This window comes from Flavobacterium daejeonense DSM 17708, assembly GCF_000425425.1.
Classification (GTDB): Bacteria; Bacteroidota; Bacteroidia; order Flavobacteriales; family Flavobacteriaceae; genus Flavobacterium; species Flavobacterium daejeonense.
In genome coordinates this window covers 46,980-63,594 of the sequence record NZ_KE384375.1, presented here as the reverse complement: position 1 = coordinate 63,594, position 16,615 = coordinate 46,980, and the positions used below count along the sequence as shown (strand labels likewise).

At 35.2% G+C, this 16,615-nt stretch carries 16 protein-coding genes; 14 read left to right on the top strand and 2 right to left on the bottom strand.

What is annotated here, in order from left to right; translation table 11 throughout:
- A partial coding sequence (locus H599_RS0118755; protein ID WP_026714376.1) for a sodium:solute symporter family transporter occupies positions 1-1,228 on the bottom strand: 1,228 nt, incomplete at its 3' end.
- A 385-nt stretch (positions 1,229-1,613) separates the two neighbouring features.
- The gene (locus H599_RS0118745; RefSeq protein WP_026715517.1) at positions 1,614-2,342 is read right to left on the bottom strand and encodes a biotin--[acetyl-CoA-carboxylase] ligase; all 729 of its coding nucleotides are present in this window, start codon (positions 2,340-2,342) and stop codon (positions 1,614-1,616) included.
- 96 nt (positions 2,343-2,438) lie between these two features.
- Between H599_RS0118745 and rsfS the strand changes: the two genes are divergently transcribed.
- The 14 genes from rsfS (at position 2,439) to cas2 (ending at position 16,462) form a co-directional block, all read left to right on the top strand.
- Complete coding sequence (rsfS, locus tag H599_RS0118740) at positions 2,439-2,810, top strand: ribosome silencing factor (protein ID WP_026715516.1); 372 nt, start codon at positions 2,439-2,441, stop codon at positions 2,808-2,810.
- A gap of 18 nt (positions 2,811-2,828) precedes the next feature.
- The gene (gene ftsH, locus H599_RS0118735; protein ID WP_026715515.1) at positions 2,829-4,754 is read left to right on the top strand and encodes an ATP-dependent zinc metalloprotease FtsH; all 1,926 of its coding nucleotides are present in this window, start codon (positions 2,829-2,831) and stop codon (positions 4,752-4,754) included.
- A 110-nt stretch (positions 4,755-4,864) separates the two neighbouring features.
- Entirely contained in the window at positions 4,865-5,467 is a 603-nt protein-coding gene (locus H599_RS0118730; protein ID WP_026715514.1) for a lactate utilization protein B/C, read from the top strand.
- Position 5,468: 1 nt separating this feature from the next.
- A complete protein-coding gene (locus H599_RS0118725) occupies positions 5,469-6,359 on the top strand; it encodes a phosphatidate cytidylyltransferase (RefSeq protein WP_026715513.1) in 891 nt (296 codons plus the stop codon).
- The gene (locus H599_RS0118720) at positions 6,349-6,999 is read left to right on the top strand and encodes a phosphatidylserine decarboxylase family protein (protein WP_026715512.1); all 651 of its coding nucleotides are present in this window, start codon (positions 6,349-6,351) and stop codon (positions 6,997-6,999) included. The genes H599_RS0118725 and H599_RS0118720 overlap by 11 nt, the downstream gene beginning before the upstream one ends.
- Positions 7,000-7,005: 6 nt before the next feature.
- A complete protein-coding gene (locus tag H599_RS0118715) occupies positions 7,006-7,266 on the top strand; it encodes an acyl-CoA-binding protein (protein ID WP_026715511.1) in 261 nt (86 codons plus the stop codon).
- Positions 7,267-7,278: 12 nt separating this feature from the next.
- Positions 7,279-8,055 carry a superoxide dismutase gene (locus H599_RS0118710; RefSeq protein ID WP_026715510.1) on the top strand — a complete coding sequence of 259 codons (777 nt, stop codon included), beginning with the start codon at positions 7,279-7,281 and terminating at the stop codon, positions 8,053-8,055.
- A 177-nt stretch (positions 8,056-8,232) separates the two neighbouring features.
- Positions 8,233-9,864 carry an OstA-like protein gene (locus H599_RS0118700; RefSeq protein ID WP_035141975.1) on the top strand — a complete coding sequence of 544 codons (1,632 nt, stop codon included), beginning with the start codon at positions 8,233-8,235 and terminating at the stop codon, positions 9,862-9,864.
- A gap of 120 nt (positions 9,865-9,984) precedes the next feature.
- Positions 9,985-11,178 (top strand): aspartate aminotransferase family protein, encoded by a 1,194-nt coding sequence (locus H599_RS0118695; RefSeq protein WP_026715508.1) that lies wholly within the window; start codon positions 9,985-9,987, stop codon positions 11,176-11,178.
- A 115-nt stretch (positions 11,179-11,293) separates the two neighbouring features.
- Complete coding sequence (locus H599_RS0118690) at positions 11,294-12,691, top strand: tetratricopeptide repeat protein (protein ID WP_026715507.1); 1,398 nt, start codon at positions 11,294-11,296, stop codon at positions 12,689-12,691.
- Positions 12,691-13,440 (top strand): shikimate dehydrogenase family protein, encoded by a 750-nt coding sequence (locus H599_RS0118685; protein WP_026715506.1) that lies wholly within the window; start codon positions 12,691-12,693, stop codon positions 13,438-13,440. The genes H599_RS0118690 and H599_RS0118685 overlap by 1 nt, the downstream gene beginning before the upstream one ends.
- Before the next feature lie 135 nt (positions 13,441-13,575).
- The gene (locus tag H599_RS0118680; protein ID WP_026715505.1) at positions 13,576-15,030 is read left to right on the top strand and encodes a sialate O-acetylesterase; all 1,455 of its coding nucleotides are present in this window, start codon (positions 13,576-13,578) and stop codon (positions 15,028-15,030) included.
- Positions 15,031-15,257: 227 nt separating this feature from the next.
- Complete coding sequence (gene cas1 / locus H599_RS0118675; protein ID WP_026715504.1) at positions 15,258-16,142, top strand: type II CRISPR-associated endonuclease Cas1; 885 nt, start codon at positions 15,258-15,260, stop codon at positions 16,140-16,142.
- Positions 16,133-16,462, top strand: coding sequence for a CRISPR-associated endonuclease Cas2 (gene cas2, locus H599_RS0118670; protein ID WP_026715503.1), 330 nt, complete (start codon positions 16,133-16,135; stop codon positions 16,460-16,462). Before cas1 ends, cas2 begins: the two co-directional genes overlap by 10 nt.
- Positions 16,463-16,615 lie beyond the last annotated feature (153 nt).

The following is a 16,615-nucleotide window of genomic DNA, read 5'->3' as shown; positions in this document are numbered from 1 at the left end:
ACATTACCGCTAAAACCATTGAAGCAAATACAGCCAAACGACCAATGTTTACCTGTTGTCTTTCTCCGGCATTTTTTTGAATGTATTTTTTATGTACATCTAAGGTATAAATTGTAGAAATACTGTTTACTTTTCCAGCTAAAGAAGCTACGATAGCTGCTGTTAAAGCCGCAACCGAAAGTCCCTTTAAACCTGTAGGCAAGAAAGTTAACATCGCTGAGTAAGCTCCGTCTTTTCCTCCAACTAATTGTGGTAAATGTCCTCCTTGGTATAAAACATAAGCCGCAATACCTGGTAACATTACAATTACAGGCATTAATAATTTTAATAATCCTGCAAATAAAATACCTGTACGGGCTGTTTGTAAATCAGCTCCCAAAGCTCTTTGTGTGATGTATTGGTTACATCCCCAATAGTTCAGGTTGATAATCCAAATACCTGCCAAATATGATAAAACTCCAGGGAATGTCAAATATTTATCAATTTCTAATTGCGTAGAAGTCGCTGTCGGTCTTGGGATAATCATTTTAAAATGCTCCGGAGCTTCCTGCATCAAAACATTGAATCCGGCAATGGCATCTTTTCCAACACCAAAATATTCTCCTACGGTTGTTAATGCAATATAAGAAGTTACTAAACCTCCAATAATCAATACAGCAACCTGAATAACATCGGTATAAGCTACCACTTTCATCCCTCCCAAAGAGATAATCAAAGCAAAAACAGCCAATCCTAACATGATTACATGAAGGTAATCTCCTCCGGCCAATCCGTTAATAGCAACAGCTCCTAAGTATAAAATAGAAGTTAAGTTTACAAAAACATACAAGAACAACCAGAAAACCGCCATAATCAAAGCCGTCGTTTCATTATAACGAGTGGTTAAGAATTGAGGCATGGTGTAAATCTTATTTTTCAAATAAACAGGAATAAACCAAATCGCAATGATAATCAAAGCAATTGCTGCAATCCATTCGTAAGCAGCAACGGCAATTCCTAAGAAGAATCCTTCCCCACTCATTCCGATAAACTGCTCTGCTGAAATGTTAGAAGCAATTAACGAAGCTCCAATGGCCCACCAGGTCAATGTTCCTTCGGCTAAGAAATACGCCTTAGCATCGTGTTCGTTTTGTTCACGCTTGCGGTAAACGATGTATCCGTAAACCGATACAATTAAAAAGTAAATTATAAATACTGCATAATCTGCAAATTCGAGACTTGAGCTCATAAGAAAATAATTTTTTAGTTGATTAATATTAGTTGATAGATGTTAAATTGTTCGCGTTTTATTTATTATTCCTACTCAAAATAAACCTTTAAATTATCCTTTTATGAATAATAAAAAGCTTCATTTCAAAGCTTCCGAATTTCGTTAAAATTCTCATTATAAAATCATGCATCTGTTTTATTATGAAACATTTTTTACGAAAAATGAAATCCAAAAGTAAAATAAAAATATTTATTTCCATCATTTTTTTAAATGTAAAAACAACATTTATAAAAAACACAACCGTTAAAATATTAAAAAACAACACTTTAACCAATATAAAAAGTAGTCATTTTTTTCAACAACGAAAGCAATCAGAATCTATATTATTTAATTTTTATGCGTTTTAATACAGCATTTGAATCTCTTTTAGCCCGTATTCAACTAAATGATCATCTTCTAAAAGAACAATTAATTTCCCCGCAGCCGAAACTCCTTTTATAATCCCCATAAAGTTTTTTTCATCCTGAGTTTTAAACGGCATGGGAAGTCCACGCTTAAAAAGCAAACTCATATAATTATCCCATAAAGTAGTTGCACTTGATTTTATAAGTTCCAGATTAGTCTCTAATTCCTGAACTATTAAATGCAAAATTTCTTCTTTATCAAAAATAGCATTAGCCACAACTGCCATCGAAGACGCTTTAGGTAAATCCGTAAAATCGGTTTGATTTACATTCAAACCAATTCCAATAATTGTAAAAACAGAACCGTCACTTTTAAAACTATTTTCAATCAAAATGCCGGCAATTTTGGAATTAGCTGACATAATGTCGTTTGGCCATTTAATACTCAAATTCTTAATATTGTTTTTTTTCAAAGCTTCAATTACCGACAAGGCCGCCGCAATATTCAACAGATAAGCCTCATCTGCATTGGTAATAAAACCTTTCACAAAAACACTCATTATAAGGTTTTTAGACTTTTCAGAATTCCAAACAGCTCCCATTTGTCCTTTGCCCTTAGTTTGATTTTCGGCAGTAACCACAGTAAAATTTTCCAGTTCCTGAGAACCCGATAAAGCTTTCAGAAAATCATTTGTAGAATCTATGGCATCGAGTTTGATTAGTTTCATTAGCAATTATTTTTGTAACATTTTTTAATATTATGTTAAGGTTCAAAAATAATCACAAAAAATGGTAACTTTACAAACTTATTATAAAAACAATTCATGGCAAAAAAGACTGTAAATAATGATGCTTTATTAGCAAACATTATCAAAGGGATAGAAGAAGTAAAAGGAAATGACATAGATATTCTCGACCTTAGGGAAATTGATAGCGCAGTTTGCGACTATTTTGTTATCTGCAACGGAAACTCAAATACTCAGGTTAACGCCATTGTTAACTCCATCCAAAAAATCGTCTCAAAAGAAATTAAAGACAAACCCTGGCATGTTGAAGGAACTGACAATGCCGAATGGGTACTTATGGACTATGTAAACATCGTAGTTCATGTTTTCCAAAAACAAATCAGAGAATATTATAATATCGAAAGTTTGTGGGGAGATGCAAAAATTACTACAATTGCAAACAAATACTAAAAAGAAAGATATAAAATAATGGCAAAAGATAATAATCCAAATCCTAACAAATTTAGAATAAGTCCGTGGTTAGTATATACTGCCATTTTGCTTATTTTCTTATTCATAAGTTTTGTAACCGGCAGTTCTAACTTACAGGAACCGGCTCAGCTAAAATCCTCTAACATAGACAATATGTTAGCTAAAGGGGAAATAAAAAATATAATCATTTTCAATAATAAAGATGCTGAAATCTACCTTTCTGAAAAAGGACTAAAAGATCCTGCCAATAAAAAAGTAGCCAAAGACATCTTTGACCGACCTAACAAAGGACCACACTATACTACAAAATTTGGTGATTTAAAATCTTTTCAGGAAAAACTGGATGTGGCGAAAGCCGAGAAAAAACTGGTTGATTATGATTTTAAAGAATCGAGCAACTGGTCGGATATCATTATTAGTTTACTTCCGGTAATCATCATCATTGCGGTGTGGATTTTTATCATGCGTAAAATGTCCGGTGGCGGTGCCGGAGGAGGCGGACAAATTTTTAGCATTGGTAAATCTAAAGCAAAACTTTTTGATGAAAAAACCGATGTTAAAACCACTTTTAAAGATGTAGCCGGTCTGGAAGGCGCTAAAGAAGAGATTCAGGAAATCGTTGAATTCCTGAAAAACCCTGAAAAATACACTAATCTTGGAGGAAAAATCCCTAAAGGAGCCCTATTAGTTGGTCCTCCGGGAACAGGAAAAACCTTGTTAGCCAAAGCCGTTGCCGGTGAAGCTCAGGTTCCTTTTTTCTCGCTGTCAGGTTCTGATTTCGTAGAAATGTTTGTAGGAGTTGGAGCTTCCAGAGTTCGTGATTTGTTCAAACAAGCCAAGGAAAAATCGCCTGCTATCATTTTTATTGACGAAATTGACGCCGTAGGTCGCGCCAGAGGAAAAAATAATTTCTCAGGCGGAAATGACGAAAGAGAAAACACCTTAAACCAATTATTAACGGAAATGGACGGTTTTGGTTCTAATTCCAGTGTAATTGTTTTAGCGGCAACAAACAGAGCCGATGTTTTAGATAAAGCTTTGATGCGTGCCGGACGTTTTGACAGACAAATTTTTGTTGACTTACCGGACGTTCGTGAACGTGCCGAAATTTTTAAAGTTCACCTTGCTCCTTTGAAAAAAGTAGAAGGTTTAGATTTAGACTTTTTAGCCAAACAAACTCCGGGGTTCTCAGGTGCTGATATTGCTAACGTATGTAACGAAGCCGCTTTAATTGCTGCCCGAAACAACAAAACTGCTGTTGACAAACAGGATTTCCTTGATGCTGTTGACCGTATTGTTGGAGGTTTAGAAAAGAAAAATAAAATCATCACTCCTGAAGAGAAAAAAGCAATTGCTATTCACGAAGCTGGTCACGCTACAGTAAGTTGGATGTTGGAACATGCCGCACCACTTATCAAAGTAACTATTGTTCCCCGCGGACAAAGTTTAGGTGCAGCCTGGTATTTACCGGAAGAACGCCAAATTGTTCGCACCGATCAAATGCTGGATGAAATGTGCGCTACTATGGGAGGTCGTGCTGCCGAGAAAGTTACTTTCAATAAAATATCTACAGGAGCTTTAAGCGACTTAGAAAAAGTAACCCGTCAGGCGCGCGCTATGGTTACCGTTTATGGTTTGAATGACAAAATAGGAAACGTTACTTACTATGATTCTACCGGACAAAGTGAGTACAATTTCTCAAAACCTTACTCGGATGAAACCGCTCAAATTATAGACAAAGAAATTTCTTTACTTATTGAAAACCAATACCAAAGAGCTATTCAAATTCTGGAAGAAAACAAAGACAAACTAAACCAATTAGCTGATATTCTTATCGAAAAAGAAGTAATTTTCAAAGACGATTTGGAAGCTATTTTTGGAAAAAGAAACTTTGACAAAAATCTGGAAGAAAGAGTCTCTTAATAAGGCTTTTAATATAAATTATTTAAAATCTTAATTCAAAATCCCGTTTTGAATTAAGATTTTTTTATCTTTGGACGGTTACAAATAATATATCAAGTACCTAACAAAATATGAGTCTTTTTAGAAAACTTTTTGGATCTAGTAATTCATCTTCAGAAGAGGAAAAAGAAAGTCAGAGCACTAACTTTTTCCCTGAAAACAATATTTCTGTTGATGAACGATTTATCTATAATTTCAAAAAAAACGGGGGTAAATTTTTATACTGTGAAAACAACGAAGAAGTAAAAGACCAATTTGAAAATATCTTAGAAGAAAACGACTGGTTTGAAAGCGAAGTATTATGCTACGACCCTAAACTTTACGGGCTTTTGGACGAAAATAAACTTCCATACACCAATCCTTCGAAACCAAAATTCTTATTATCCAGTTGCGAAAATTTAATTGCTGAAGAAGGATCTATTCTTTTTTCCTCCAAACAAATCAAACAACATAAGCCTAACGAATTGCCAACTAACATCGTTGTTTTGGCCACAACCAGCCAAATTTTGGCTATGAAAAGTGACGGACTTAGCGCCATCAAAAAGAAATACGAAAGAGATTATCCTACCAATATTACCGCTATAAAATATTTTGAGAAAGCAAAAGAAGAAGACTTTACCCAATACGGCAGTTCTGCCAAAAATCTTTATTTATTGCTTTTAGAAGATCTTTAAAATGAATGAAACTCTAAAAAGATCAATATCAGGAGCTGTCTATATCGTTTTATTATTGGCTTCTATATTATACTCCACCGAAAGTTTTTTTATACTGTTTGGTATTTTTCTGCTTATTGCTATCGCTGAATTTTGCAATCTGACTCAGCTCAACAAAACACTTCCCTTAATTGTGGGAGCACTACTCTATTGCAGTATTACGCTAATTAGTCATTACAATCAATTAACGACCGATACTATCAATCAATATTTAGGTACTAATATTGAAATCACATTAAACATTCAACAACTTAATATCATTTTATTGGCTACTACGCTGGTCGTTTCGGTAAAATGCATCCTGTTTCTTTTTTATGACAATGTCCAAAAAATAAGTACTTCTTCTAAATACTTATATTTATTTGGCTACATCACACTCCCGTTTGTGTTTATCACTAAAATTTCATTTGGTATCAAAGATTACAACCCAAAAATTATCATTGGATTATTCCTTTTAATCTGGACCAATGACACATTTGCTTACATCGTTGGAAAATCTATTGGAAAACATAAATTGCTGGAGCGCATTTCTCCCAAAAAAACAATCGAAGGTTTTGCCGGCGGAATTATTTTTGCCATTGTAGCAGGTTATTTAATTTCCAAATATTACATTCAGGCTAAACCTGAATTTAGCCAACAATCCATATTAATATGGACTTCCATTGCGGCTATTGTGGGTGTTTTTGGAACTATTGGCGATTTAATTGAATCCAAATTCAAACGAATTGCCGGTGTAAAAGACAGCGGAAACATCATGCCGGGTCACGGAGGTGTGCTAGATAGACTAGATAGTGTTATATTTGTAGCACCAATAATATTTTTATTTTATCAAATTTTAAATTATGTTTCATAAAGAAGGAACCAAAAGCATCTTATTAGCAATTATTTTTACTGCTGTAGTTTTATTAATTTCTGACAATTTAACTGATATCTTTTGGTTAAAAAAAGGATTGCAAGTCTTTGCTTTTTTAGTTTTAATTATCATTTTACAATTCTTTAGAAACCCAAAAAGAACTGTTGTTATCAACGAAAATCAAATTCTTGCTCCTGTTGACGGAAAAGTGGTGGTTATCGAAGAAGTTTACGAAGGTGAATATTTTAAAGACAAACGTTTACAGGTTTCTATCTTTATGTCGCCTATAAACGTTCATGTAACCCGTTATGTCATGAGTGGAATTGTAAAATTCAGCAAATACCACCCGGGTAAATTTTTAGTGGCCTGGCATCCAAAAGCCAGCGAAGAAAACGAGAGAACAACCGTAGTGGTAGAAAACAAAACTTTCGGAGCTGTTTTATACCGCCAAATTGCGGGAGCTTTAGCCCGACGAATTGTTAACTACGCCGAAGAAGGTATGCAGGTAGTGCAGGGAACTGACGCCGGTTTTATAAAATTTGGTTCAAGAGTGGATTTATTCTTACCTTTAGGTACACCAATAAACGTAGTTTTAAACCAAAAAGCTATTGGAGGAAAAACCATTATTGCAACAAAATAATAATTAATGACCGAAAAAGATTTAGATACAAGATTTAACGAAGCCGTAGAAAAAGCTTCCAAAATGACTCAGGCATCTTTACCTCAGGATGTTCAGTTAAGACTTTATGCTTTTTACAAACAGGCAACTATTGGTTCAATGGAAATCAGACAAACTTCTAATTTTCATTTAAGAGACGCTTTTAAAACCAATGCCTGGATGCAAATAAGCCATCTTACTGCCGATGAGGCTAAAGAAAACTATATCGAAATCATTAATTCTCTTTGAAAATAACTTTTTATGAAAAAACTTTTCTTTCCATTAACAAGTTTATTTTTTTTCAGTCTCTTAATTTCATGCAACAACAAAAAACTAACCGAAGTTGTTGAAGTACCGCTTCCTACAGCTCAGGAAAAAGTGACCATTGGTTTTCCGGATGATGTAAAAGCTAACCCTGGTTCTTTTTTATTAGACAAATTACCGTATTCTTACGATGCTCTGGCTCCAACCATTTCGCCTTTGACATTAGAAGTACACTATTCTAAGCATTATTTATCTTACACCAATAATCTGAATGAAGCTATTGCAGGTACTGAATACGAAAACATGTCTATCGAAGAAATTCTGGCTAAACTGGATGTCAACGATATGGAGTTAAGAAACAATGCCGGAGGTTTTTACAACCATTCATTGTATTGGAAATCCATGGCACCTAATGCCGGAGGAACCCCTAAAGACACTATCGCTGCCGCAATCAACAGAGATTTTGGTTCTTTTAAAGATTTTAAAACAGCTTTTATTCAGGAAGCTACCCAACAATTTGGCTCTGCCTGGGTTTGGCTGATTGTAGATAAAGCCGGTAAACTCAAAATTACCAGTTCACAAAATCAGGATAATCCGCTAATGAGAAATGCGGCCGTACCGGGAACGCCTATTTTAGCCTTAGACCTTTGGGAACACGCCTATTATTTAGGCTACCAATACCGAAGAAGAACTTACATCGATTCCTTTTTTAACGTAATCAATTGGGAAAAAGTAGATGAAAATTACCGCAATGCCTTTTTAAGGAAATATTAATTCCTTTTTCGAAATAAATTAAAAAAACCAACACACACAAAACTTAGTATGCATTGGTTTTTTTATGCTATTATCTCATAAACTTTCATAAAAGTTGCTGTTTCCAAAATCATAAATAAATAGTAATATTTATTGGGTTTGTTTCCTTTTTCATAAATTTGACAAAAATATACACCCTTGAATAAATCGCTATTTTTCATCTGTTTTAGCTTGTTTTTAATTACTTCGCTACAAGTAAAAGCACAAGCTCCTAAAAAAATAATTGTTGAGCATTCTGATTTTGCCGATGTTAATCAGACCGAAATGCCCGATGCCTTTTTACTTACCGGGAATGTAGTGGTCAATCATGACGGAGCAGTACTAACTTGTAACAAAGCCTATTATTTTCAAAAAGAAAATTACATCAAAGCTTTTGGAAATGTTCAATTGGTTCAGGGTGACACCCTCTATCTGAACAGTAAATATGCCGAATACAATGGTAATGTAAAAAAAGCATTCGCCACCGGAGATGCCGTTTTGAGTTCGCCTAATGCAACCTTAAAAACGGACACTATTAATTTTGACCGCAACACTCAGGAAGCTTTTTACAATACCAAAGGAGTCATTACCAACAACGAAAACACACTGGAAAGTAACTCCGGAAAATATTATGTTGCCGAAAGAAAATTCCAGTTTTTAACCGCGGTAACGATTACCAATCCAAAATACGTTATCAAATCCAATCATTTGGATTATTACAGTAATTCGGGGCACTCCTATCTCTTTGGTCCTTCAACAATCACCAGCAAAAACAACTACATTTATACCGAAAAAGGTTTTTATGACACCAAGAAAAACCTGTCTCATTTTCTTCGAAAATCCTATATCAAATACGACGACCGACTCATAGAAGGCGACAGTTTATATTACGACCGAAACAAAGAATTTGCCTCGGCTACGCGAAATGTAAAAATCACAGATTCAATCAACAAAGGCATCGTAAAAGGACATTATGCCGAAGTTTTCCAGAAAAAAGATTCGATGTTTGTTACCAAAAGAGCCGTTGCTATTAATTTTGTTGAAAACGACTCCGTTTACATTCACGGAAAAAAACTAATGGTTACCGGGAAAGAAGGCGACCGAATTATTCGTGCTTTCAACAATGTCCGTTTTTATAAAACCGATATGAGCGGAAAATGCGACTCCATTCATTCCAGTACTAAAACCGCTTTGACAAAACTCATCGGAAATCCGATTCTTTGGAATGGCGAAAGCCAGATAACCGGAGATATAATGCATCTCATTGGCAATCAAAAAACACAAAAACTAGACTCGCTCAAAGTCCTCAACAACACATTTATTATTTCCAAAGACACACTCGGAACGGGCTATAATCAAATCAAAGGGATGAATCTCTTTGGAAAATTTGAAGAAGGAAAACTCCACGATGTGGACATCATCAAAAACGCCGAAGTTATTTATTATATGCGTAATGATGACAAAGAACTCATTGGAATTAATAAAAATGTAAGCAGTAAAATCAATATTCTTTTTGACAAAAACGCCATAGAAACCATTACTTTTTTCCAACAGGTGGATGGCGATATATTTCCCGAAGAAGAATTGGACGAACACGACCGAAAATTCAGAGGGTTTAAATGGCGCGCTGATGAACGAATTAAATCCAAAGATGATATTTTTCCGGAAGAAGAGAATCAATACAATGAAAAAATGATTGAGGAAACTAAAAAGGACGAAGCCAAACCAAACGTCCCAATGGAAATTAGAAAAGAAACACTCAATTACGACAAAAAGAAGAAAAAAAAGTAACTGTTAGTCCTTAGTCCTTAGTTTTCAAAACTTAGTTATTAGTCTTTTCTGTTTTAATTTTAGTAAATTTTCAAACTTAAAACCTAAGGACTAGTGACTAAGGATCTAAAAAACAAAAAAATGAATTCAGATTTTTTAAAATATCAGGCGCAAACTTCTCCATATCCACTTGGTATGGAAGTTTCTCATGCTATAGGATCTTATATCTACGACACCAATAATAAAAAATACCTTGATTTTGTTGCCGGCGTTTCGGCTTGTACTTTAGGACATCAGCCGCCACGGGTCAATCAGGCGATTAAAGATCAATTGGACAAATATTCGCACGTTATGGTTTATGGAGAATATTCGCAAAGTCCGGCAGTAGAATATTGCAAATTGATGGCTTCGCTCCTGCCTGCTCCTTTGGACAAAACTTATTTAGTCAATTCGGGAACGGAAGCAATTGAAGGTTCCTTAAAATTAGCCCGAAGAGTAACCGGCAGAAGCCAATGGATTTCCTGCTATAATGCTTACCACGGTAACACTATGGGTTCGATGAGCGTCATGGGATTTGAAGAACGCAAACAAGCCTTTCGCCCTTTAATTCCCGATGTGGATTTTATCACCTTCAATAACGAAGCCGATTTAGAAAAAATCACAACCAAAACCGCCGGAGTTTTACTGGAAACCATTCAGGGAGGTGCCGGATTTATTGAACCACACAACGATTTCCTGAAAAAAGTGCGCTCCCGTTGTACTGAAGTCGGTGCTTTGTTAATTTTGGACGAAATCCAACCAGGCTTTGGAAGAACCGGAAAATTATTTGGTTTCCAAAATTATGATATTGTCCCTGATATTGTTGCCATGGGAAAAGGAATGGGTGGCGGAATGCCGGTGGGCGCTTTTACAGCTTCATCAACCATGATGGATTTGTTAACTGAAAATCCAAAACTGGGTCATATCACCACCTTTGGCGGACATCCTGTCATTGCGGCAGCCTGTTTAGCTACTTTGAAAGAATTAACTGAAACCAATTTAATGGAAGAAGCTTTAGAAAAAGAAAAGCTCTTCAGATCACTTTTGGTACACCCTTTGATAAAGGAAATTAGAGGAAAAGGATTGATGCTGGCTGCAATGACCGCAGACGTCTCAATCACGAATGAAGTGATTTTAAAATGTCAGGACAAAGGACTTATATTATTCTGGCTCCTTTTTGAAGGATGCGCCATCAGAATTACTCCTCCTTTAACCATTTCTAAAGAAGAAATACGTGAAGGATGCGCTATAATGCTCGAAGTGATGGATGAAGTATTGGCTTCCCTAAAAAAATAACACCATACTTCCCCATTTTGTTAATTAAATTGTTCACAATAAATCATTTTTTTCTTCAAAAATAACCCTAAGGATGCCTAACTTTAAGCTAGGTCAAATTCTAAAAACAGACAGTATGCAACTAAGCAACGAAGAAGAAGATTATAACTTATCGCTATCCAAATTTGAGTCGATGTTGAAAACCAACAAAGTACTCTTTTTTGACTCTGAAGAATTTGAAGAAATCATACTTCATTATCTCGACAGCGGTAAGGCCGCTTTAGCGAAAAAAGCACTTAAATTAGCATTAGACCAACACCCTAAATCTACAGGTTTAAAACTGGTTCAGGTAGAAATGCTGGTTTATGATGACAAATTGGATATAGCCGAGAAATTACTTAACGAACTATATGCCATTGAGCCACACAATGAAGAAATTTACATTCAAAAGGCAAATATCTGTTCTAAAAGAGACCAACATGAAAAAGCCGTTGAATTGTTAAAAATTGCTTTACAATACACCGATGATTATGCCGATGTGTATAATTTAATCGGGATGGAATACCTCTTTATGGACAATCTGGAAATGGCCAAGGAAAGTTTTATCAAATGCCTGGAAGAAGACATCGAAGATCAGTCTGCCTTGTACAATGTCGTGTATTGCTTTGAATTTTTAGACCAAAATGAAGAAGCCATAAAATTCTTAGATGAGTATATTGAAAAAAATCCGTACAGCGAAATTGCCTGGCACCAAAAAGGCCGTTTACATTACGGACTAAAAGATTACGAAAATGCCATTCGCGCTTTTGACTACGCCACTTTAATTGATGATGAATTTTTAGGTGCTTTTATGGAAAAAGCCAAAGCGCTGGAGCGTTTAGGCAAATTAGAAGAAGCCATCGAAAGTTATAACAGAACTATCGAATTAGAAGACGCTACTTCTTATGCATTGCTTCGAATAGGAAAATGCCATGAAAAACTGGGAAACAAAGCTGAGGCTTTGAAATTTTACAATCAAACCGTTCACGAAGATCCACTATTGGACAAAGGTTGGATTGCAATTACCGATTTTTATTTGCGTGAGCAAAACTTCCAAAAAGCTTTGTTCTATGTCAATAAAGCCTTGGCTATCGACAATCAAAATCGCTTGTACTGGAAAAGATATGCGACTATCAACAAACAGATGAACTTTTTTGAAGAAGCTGAATTTGGCTATCGAAAAGCAGTAGAATTTGGAGACACCGAAATTGACACCTGGTTGTTTTGGGTTGATATTTTACAATTTTTAGGCGAATTTGAAACGGCCATTCACACCTTATTAGAAGCCACCGATTATTTTCCGGAAGAAAGCGAAATCGAATACCGTTTGTCCGGACTATATTTTATGATTAATGATGATCGAAAAGCTAAAATTCACTTAAGCAATGCGCTTCGTCTGAATTTTGACAACTATGTCCTGATTGAAGATTTATTTCCGGTAGTTTGGGAGCAAAAAATGGTGCAAAATTATATCGAAAAACACAATAAACAATAATGACCCAAAATTCTAAAAAGCGCTTCGGGCTACTGGGGCGCAATATCAGTTATTCCTTTTCTAAAGGACATTTTACAAAAAAATTCGAAAACGAAAAATATCAGGGCTACACCTACGAAAATTTTGATATTCAGGAAATCGGTGCATTTCCTGATATCATTAAAAACACCGAAAATCTAAGCGGTTTAAACGTTACCATTCCATACAAAGAAGAAGTAATTCCTTTTTTAGATAAATTATCTAAAAAAGCCACTAAAATTGGTGCTGTAAATACCATTAAATTCACTAAAAAAGGAAAATTAAAAGGTTACAACACCGATTATTTTGGATTCTTAAAATCCTTAAAGCCTTTATTACAACCGTATCATAAAAAAGCCTTAATTCTGGGAACCGGAGGCGCTTCAAAAGGAGTTGCTTTTGCTTTGGAAGAATTAGGAATTGAATACACCTTTGTTTCCCGAAAAGCATCTGAAAAAGCCATCGATTACAGTCAGCTGAATGCCGATACTTTTCAGGAATACCAAATCATTATCAATTCGACACCAATAGGAACAAGCCCTAACATTGAAGCCTGTCCTGAAATTCCGTATGAATTCTTTACTGACAAACATATCGCTTACGATTTGATTTACAATCCGGCTGAAACCCAATTTTTAAAAAATGCCAAAGAACGTGGCACACAAATTAAAAACGGTTTGGATATGCTTATTTTTCAGGCGGAGAAAGCCTGGGAAATCTGGAATAAATAAAAAATAAAAAGACAACAATTTATTATTATCAAATTCGGGTACAATCGGGAATTTAACATTAAAAAAATCCTGATTGTACCCGATTTGGCATTATTTGTGAGTCGAAAAAAGACTAAAAATCATTTACAATAACTTATGCGTTTAAAAAAATCACTATTTCTGTTAAGTACTTTCTTCTTATTTACTTCCACAATTTTTGCCGAAATAACACTACCTAAAATTTTAGGGCACAATATGGTGTTACAACAAAAGAAAAAAGTGGCAATTTGGGGAAAAGCAGCAGCAGGTGAGAAAATTTCGGTTGCTTTTGCCGGACAAAACAAAAGCACAATTACCGACAAATCCGGGAATTGGATGATAAACCTCAATCCGTTGAAGGCCTCATTCGAAGCTCGGGAAATGACTATAAAAGGACAAAATACTATTGTTTTAAAAAATATTTTGGTGGGTGAAGTATGGCTGTGTTCCGGACAATCCAACATGGAATATGCGATGCGTAAATACAGCAATTATGAAACCAAAACCAAAGGATATCATCCGCCGGAAGACGATTTAACCAAAGCAAATAATACCAATATCCGCATCTTTCTTGACCGGAGAAAATATATGGATCCGGATCCGGAACATTTAGGTTGGGACGCCGCCATGGGACGCTCTTTAGTCGATTTTTCGGCTGTGGGTTATTATTTTGCCAAAGATTTGTACAACAAACTTCATGTTCCTATCGGAATGATTTCTGCAGCTGTACCGGGAAGCCGTATCGAGCCCTGGATTCAAACTCCAAAATTAGATTTTGAACCCAAATTAAAAAATGGAAAGCTGCTGGACAAACTCAGTAATGACGGTGGCGACAGCGGAAAATTTTACGACACAATGATTCAACCATTGATCCCTTATACTCTTAAAGGATTTTTATGGTATCAGGGCGAATCCAATTGTTTTTTGGGTGAAAATATAAGTTATGCTTACAAATTAAAAACTTTAATTGAAAGTTGGCGTAACGACTGGAAAGACAAAAAACTACCTTTCTATTTTGTACAAATTGCCCCTTACAATTATTCGGCATCCAAAGACAAACCGCTTACTACAGAAACACTTCCAAAATTCTGGGAAGCCCAGGCTTTGAATTTGAAATTAAAAAATACCGCCCTTACTACTATCACTGATTTAACCGATACGATAACCGAATTGCATCCGGGATACAAATGGGAAGTTGGCCGAAGATTGAGTCTGATTGCTGCTAACAAAGCGTATGAACAAAAAAATGTAGTTTGTTCCGGACCGGTATTCCAAAAAATGAAAATTGTAAACAATACTATTGAAATCCGTTTTTCAAATACTGGCAGCGGTTTAGCCAGCCGTGACGGAAAATCATTAAGTTGGTTTAGCATTGCCGGAGCCAACGGAGAATATGTACCCGCCAAAGCTGAAATAAAAGGCAACACCGTAATTGTTTCTTCTCCCGAAATACAACACCCTTATCATGTTCGCTTTGGATGGAATGAAGCCGCTCAGTCTAATTTTATCAATAAAGAAGGCTTGCCTGCGGTTCCTTTTAGAAGTGACAATCCCTGGAAAAAGCTTTTTTAAAATATTTTCAACAAACTAAAAAATCCCATTTTGAACAGGACTTCAAAATGGGATTTTTTTTTCAACAAAAAGTAATTTTATTTCTGAGTACCCAACAAAGAATACATTTTATAGTGATTTTCTTAAAATTTTATAGTAACTTTAGAAAAGTCTAAAAAAGATTCTCCCTAAATCAAGTTCTTAAAACAACTGTAAATTTTAAACTTAACCTTTAAATTACTACTATTATGTTGAAAAAAACAATTTTGATTGAGAATAAAACTTCACTTTCTACAAAAAACCAACAATTAGTTTTAAAAACGGAGTTAAAAGAAAAAACAATTCCTATTGAAGATATTGGATTTCTGGTCTTAGATCATCCGGAAATTTATATCAGTATTCCTTCGATGAATTTGCTGGTTGAAAACAATACTTCTGTCATTATTTGCAACAAAAACCATCTCCCAAATGGTATGTTTTTAAACCTCAACAGCCATCATATCCAACAGGAAATTTTTAAAAATCAAATCAACGCCAGCTTACCTTTAAAAAAACAATTATGGCAACAAACTATAACTGAGAAAATTACTAATCAGGGGATCCTTTTACAAAAAATCACCTCTAAGAAAAATAATTTTGACTTTTTAGCGTCCAAAGTTTTAAGTGGTGATAGTTCAAATATGGAAGGCGTTGCAGCTAATTTCTATTGGAAAGTTTTCTTTGAACAGGATTTCAAAAGAGAACGTTTTGGAGATTATCCTAATAATTTTTTGAATTACGGCTATGCTATTCTCAGAGCTGCCACAGCCAGAGCCCTATCAGGAAGTGGTTTACTCAATACTTTGGGAATTCATCATAAAAGCAAATACAACGCTTTTGCGCTAGCAGATGATATTATGGAACCTTTTCGACCAATTGTAGATGAAAAAGTTGCCGAAATCATGCAAAATTTCGACAATCAGGAGCTGAACACCACTATAAAATCGGAACTGCTGCAACTACTTACACGAACCGTGTACTTTAAAGACGAAAAAAGTCCGTTGATGGTGGCTCTTCAAAAAACCGCCAGTTCCCTGCAACAATGTTATACCGGTGAACGCAAAAAAATCAAATACCCCAAATTATGGAACTAAATGGTTATAGAATTATGTGGTTATTTGTATTTTTTGACTTACCAACCGAGACCAAAAAAGACCGAAAGAATGCTTCCGGTTTTAGAAACAATCTCTTAAAAGATGGTTTCTCGATGATGCAATACTCGGTTTATGTACGCCACTGCGCCAGCAGCGAAAGTGCCGATGTACATGAAAAAAGAATTCACCAACTTTTACCCCCCTTAGGAAAAGTAAGCCTTTTAAGAATTACCGATAAACAATTTGGAAATATTTCAAACTTTTGGGGTAAAGCGGAAGTCCCCAAACAGCCACAACCCACACAATTAGAATTATTTTAATCTTACAAATAAAAAAATGCTTCAATCCTGGGTTATCAATCCAAAAAAGAAGCATTTTATCAAACGATATTCTTTTCTAATTTTATGATTATCAGAAGGTAACACACCAACTAATATCGTGTTTTCTAATCTTTAATCAAACCACAACTACTT

Bases quoted from the DNA above. Each gene is read 5' to 3' on its own strand.
- H599_RS0118745 (WP_026715517.1), bottom strand. From the start codon at position 2,342: ATGAAACTAATCAAACTCGATGCCATAGATTCTACAAATGATTTTCTG.
- rsfS (WP_026715516.1), top strand. From the start codon at position 2,439: ATGGCAAAAAAGACTGTAAATAATGATGCTTTATTAGCAAACATTATC.
- ftsH (WP_026715515.1), top strand. From the start codon at position 2,829: ATGGCAAAAGATAATAATCCAAATCCTAACAAATTTAGAATAAGTCCG.
- H599_RS0118730 (WP_026715514.1), top strand. From the start codon at position 4,865: ATGAGTCTTTTTAGAAAACTTTTTGGATCTAGTAATTCATCTTCAGAA.
- H599_RS0118725 (WP_026715513.1), top strand. From the start codon at position 5,469: ATGAATGAAACTCTAAAAAGATCAATATCAGGAGCTGTCTATATCGTT.
- H599_RS0118720 (WP_026715512.1), top strand. From the start codon at position 6,349: ATGTTTCATAAAGAAGGAACCAAAAGCATCTTATTAGCAATTATTTTT.
- H599_RS0118715 (WP_026715511.1), top strand. From the start codon at position 7,006: ATGACCGAAAAAGATTTAGATACAAGATTTAACGAAGCCGTAGAAAAA.
- H599_RS0118710 (WP_026715510.1), top strand. From the start codon at position 7,279: ATGAAAAAACTTTTCTTTCCATTAACAAGTTTATTTTTTTTCAGTCTC.
- H599_RS0118695 (WP_026715508.1), top strand. From the start codon at position 9,985: ATGAATTCAGATTTTTTAAAATATCAGGCGCAAACTTCTCCATATCCA.
- H599_RS0118690 (WP_026715507.1), top strand. From the start codon at position 11,294: ATGCAACTAAGCAACGAAGAAGAAGATTATAACTTATCGCTATCCAAA.
- H599_RS0118685 (WP_026715506.1), top strand. From the start codon at position 12,691: ATGACCCAAAATTCTAAAAAGCGCTTCGGGCTACTGGGGCGCAATATC.
- H599_RS0118680 (WP_026715505.1), top strand. From the start codon at position 13,576: ATGCGTTTAAAAAAATCACTATTTCTGTTAAGTACTTTCTTCTTATTT.
- cas1 (WP_026715504.1), top strand. From the start codon at position 15,258: ATGTTGAAAAAAACAATTTTGATTGAGAATAAAACTTCACTTTCTACA.
- cas2 (WP_026715503.1), top strand. From the start codon at position 16,133: ATGGAACTAAATGGTTATAGAATTATGTGGTTATTTGTATTTTTTGAC.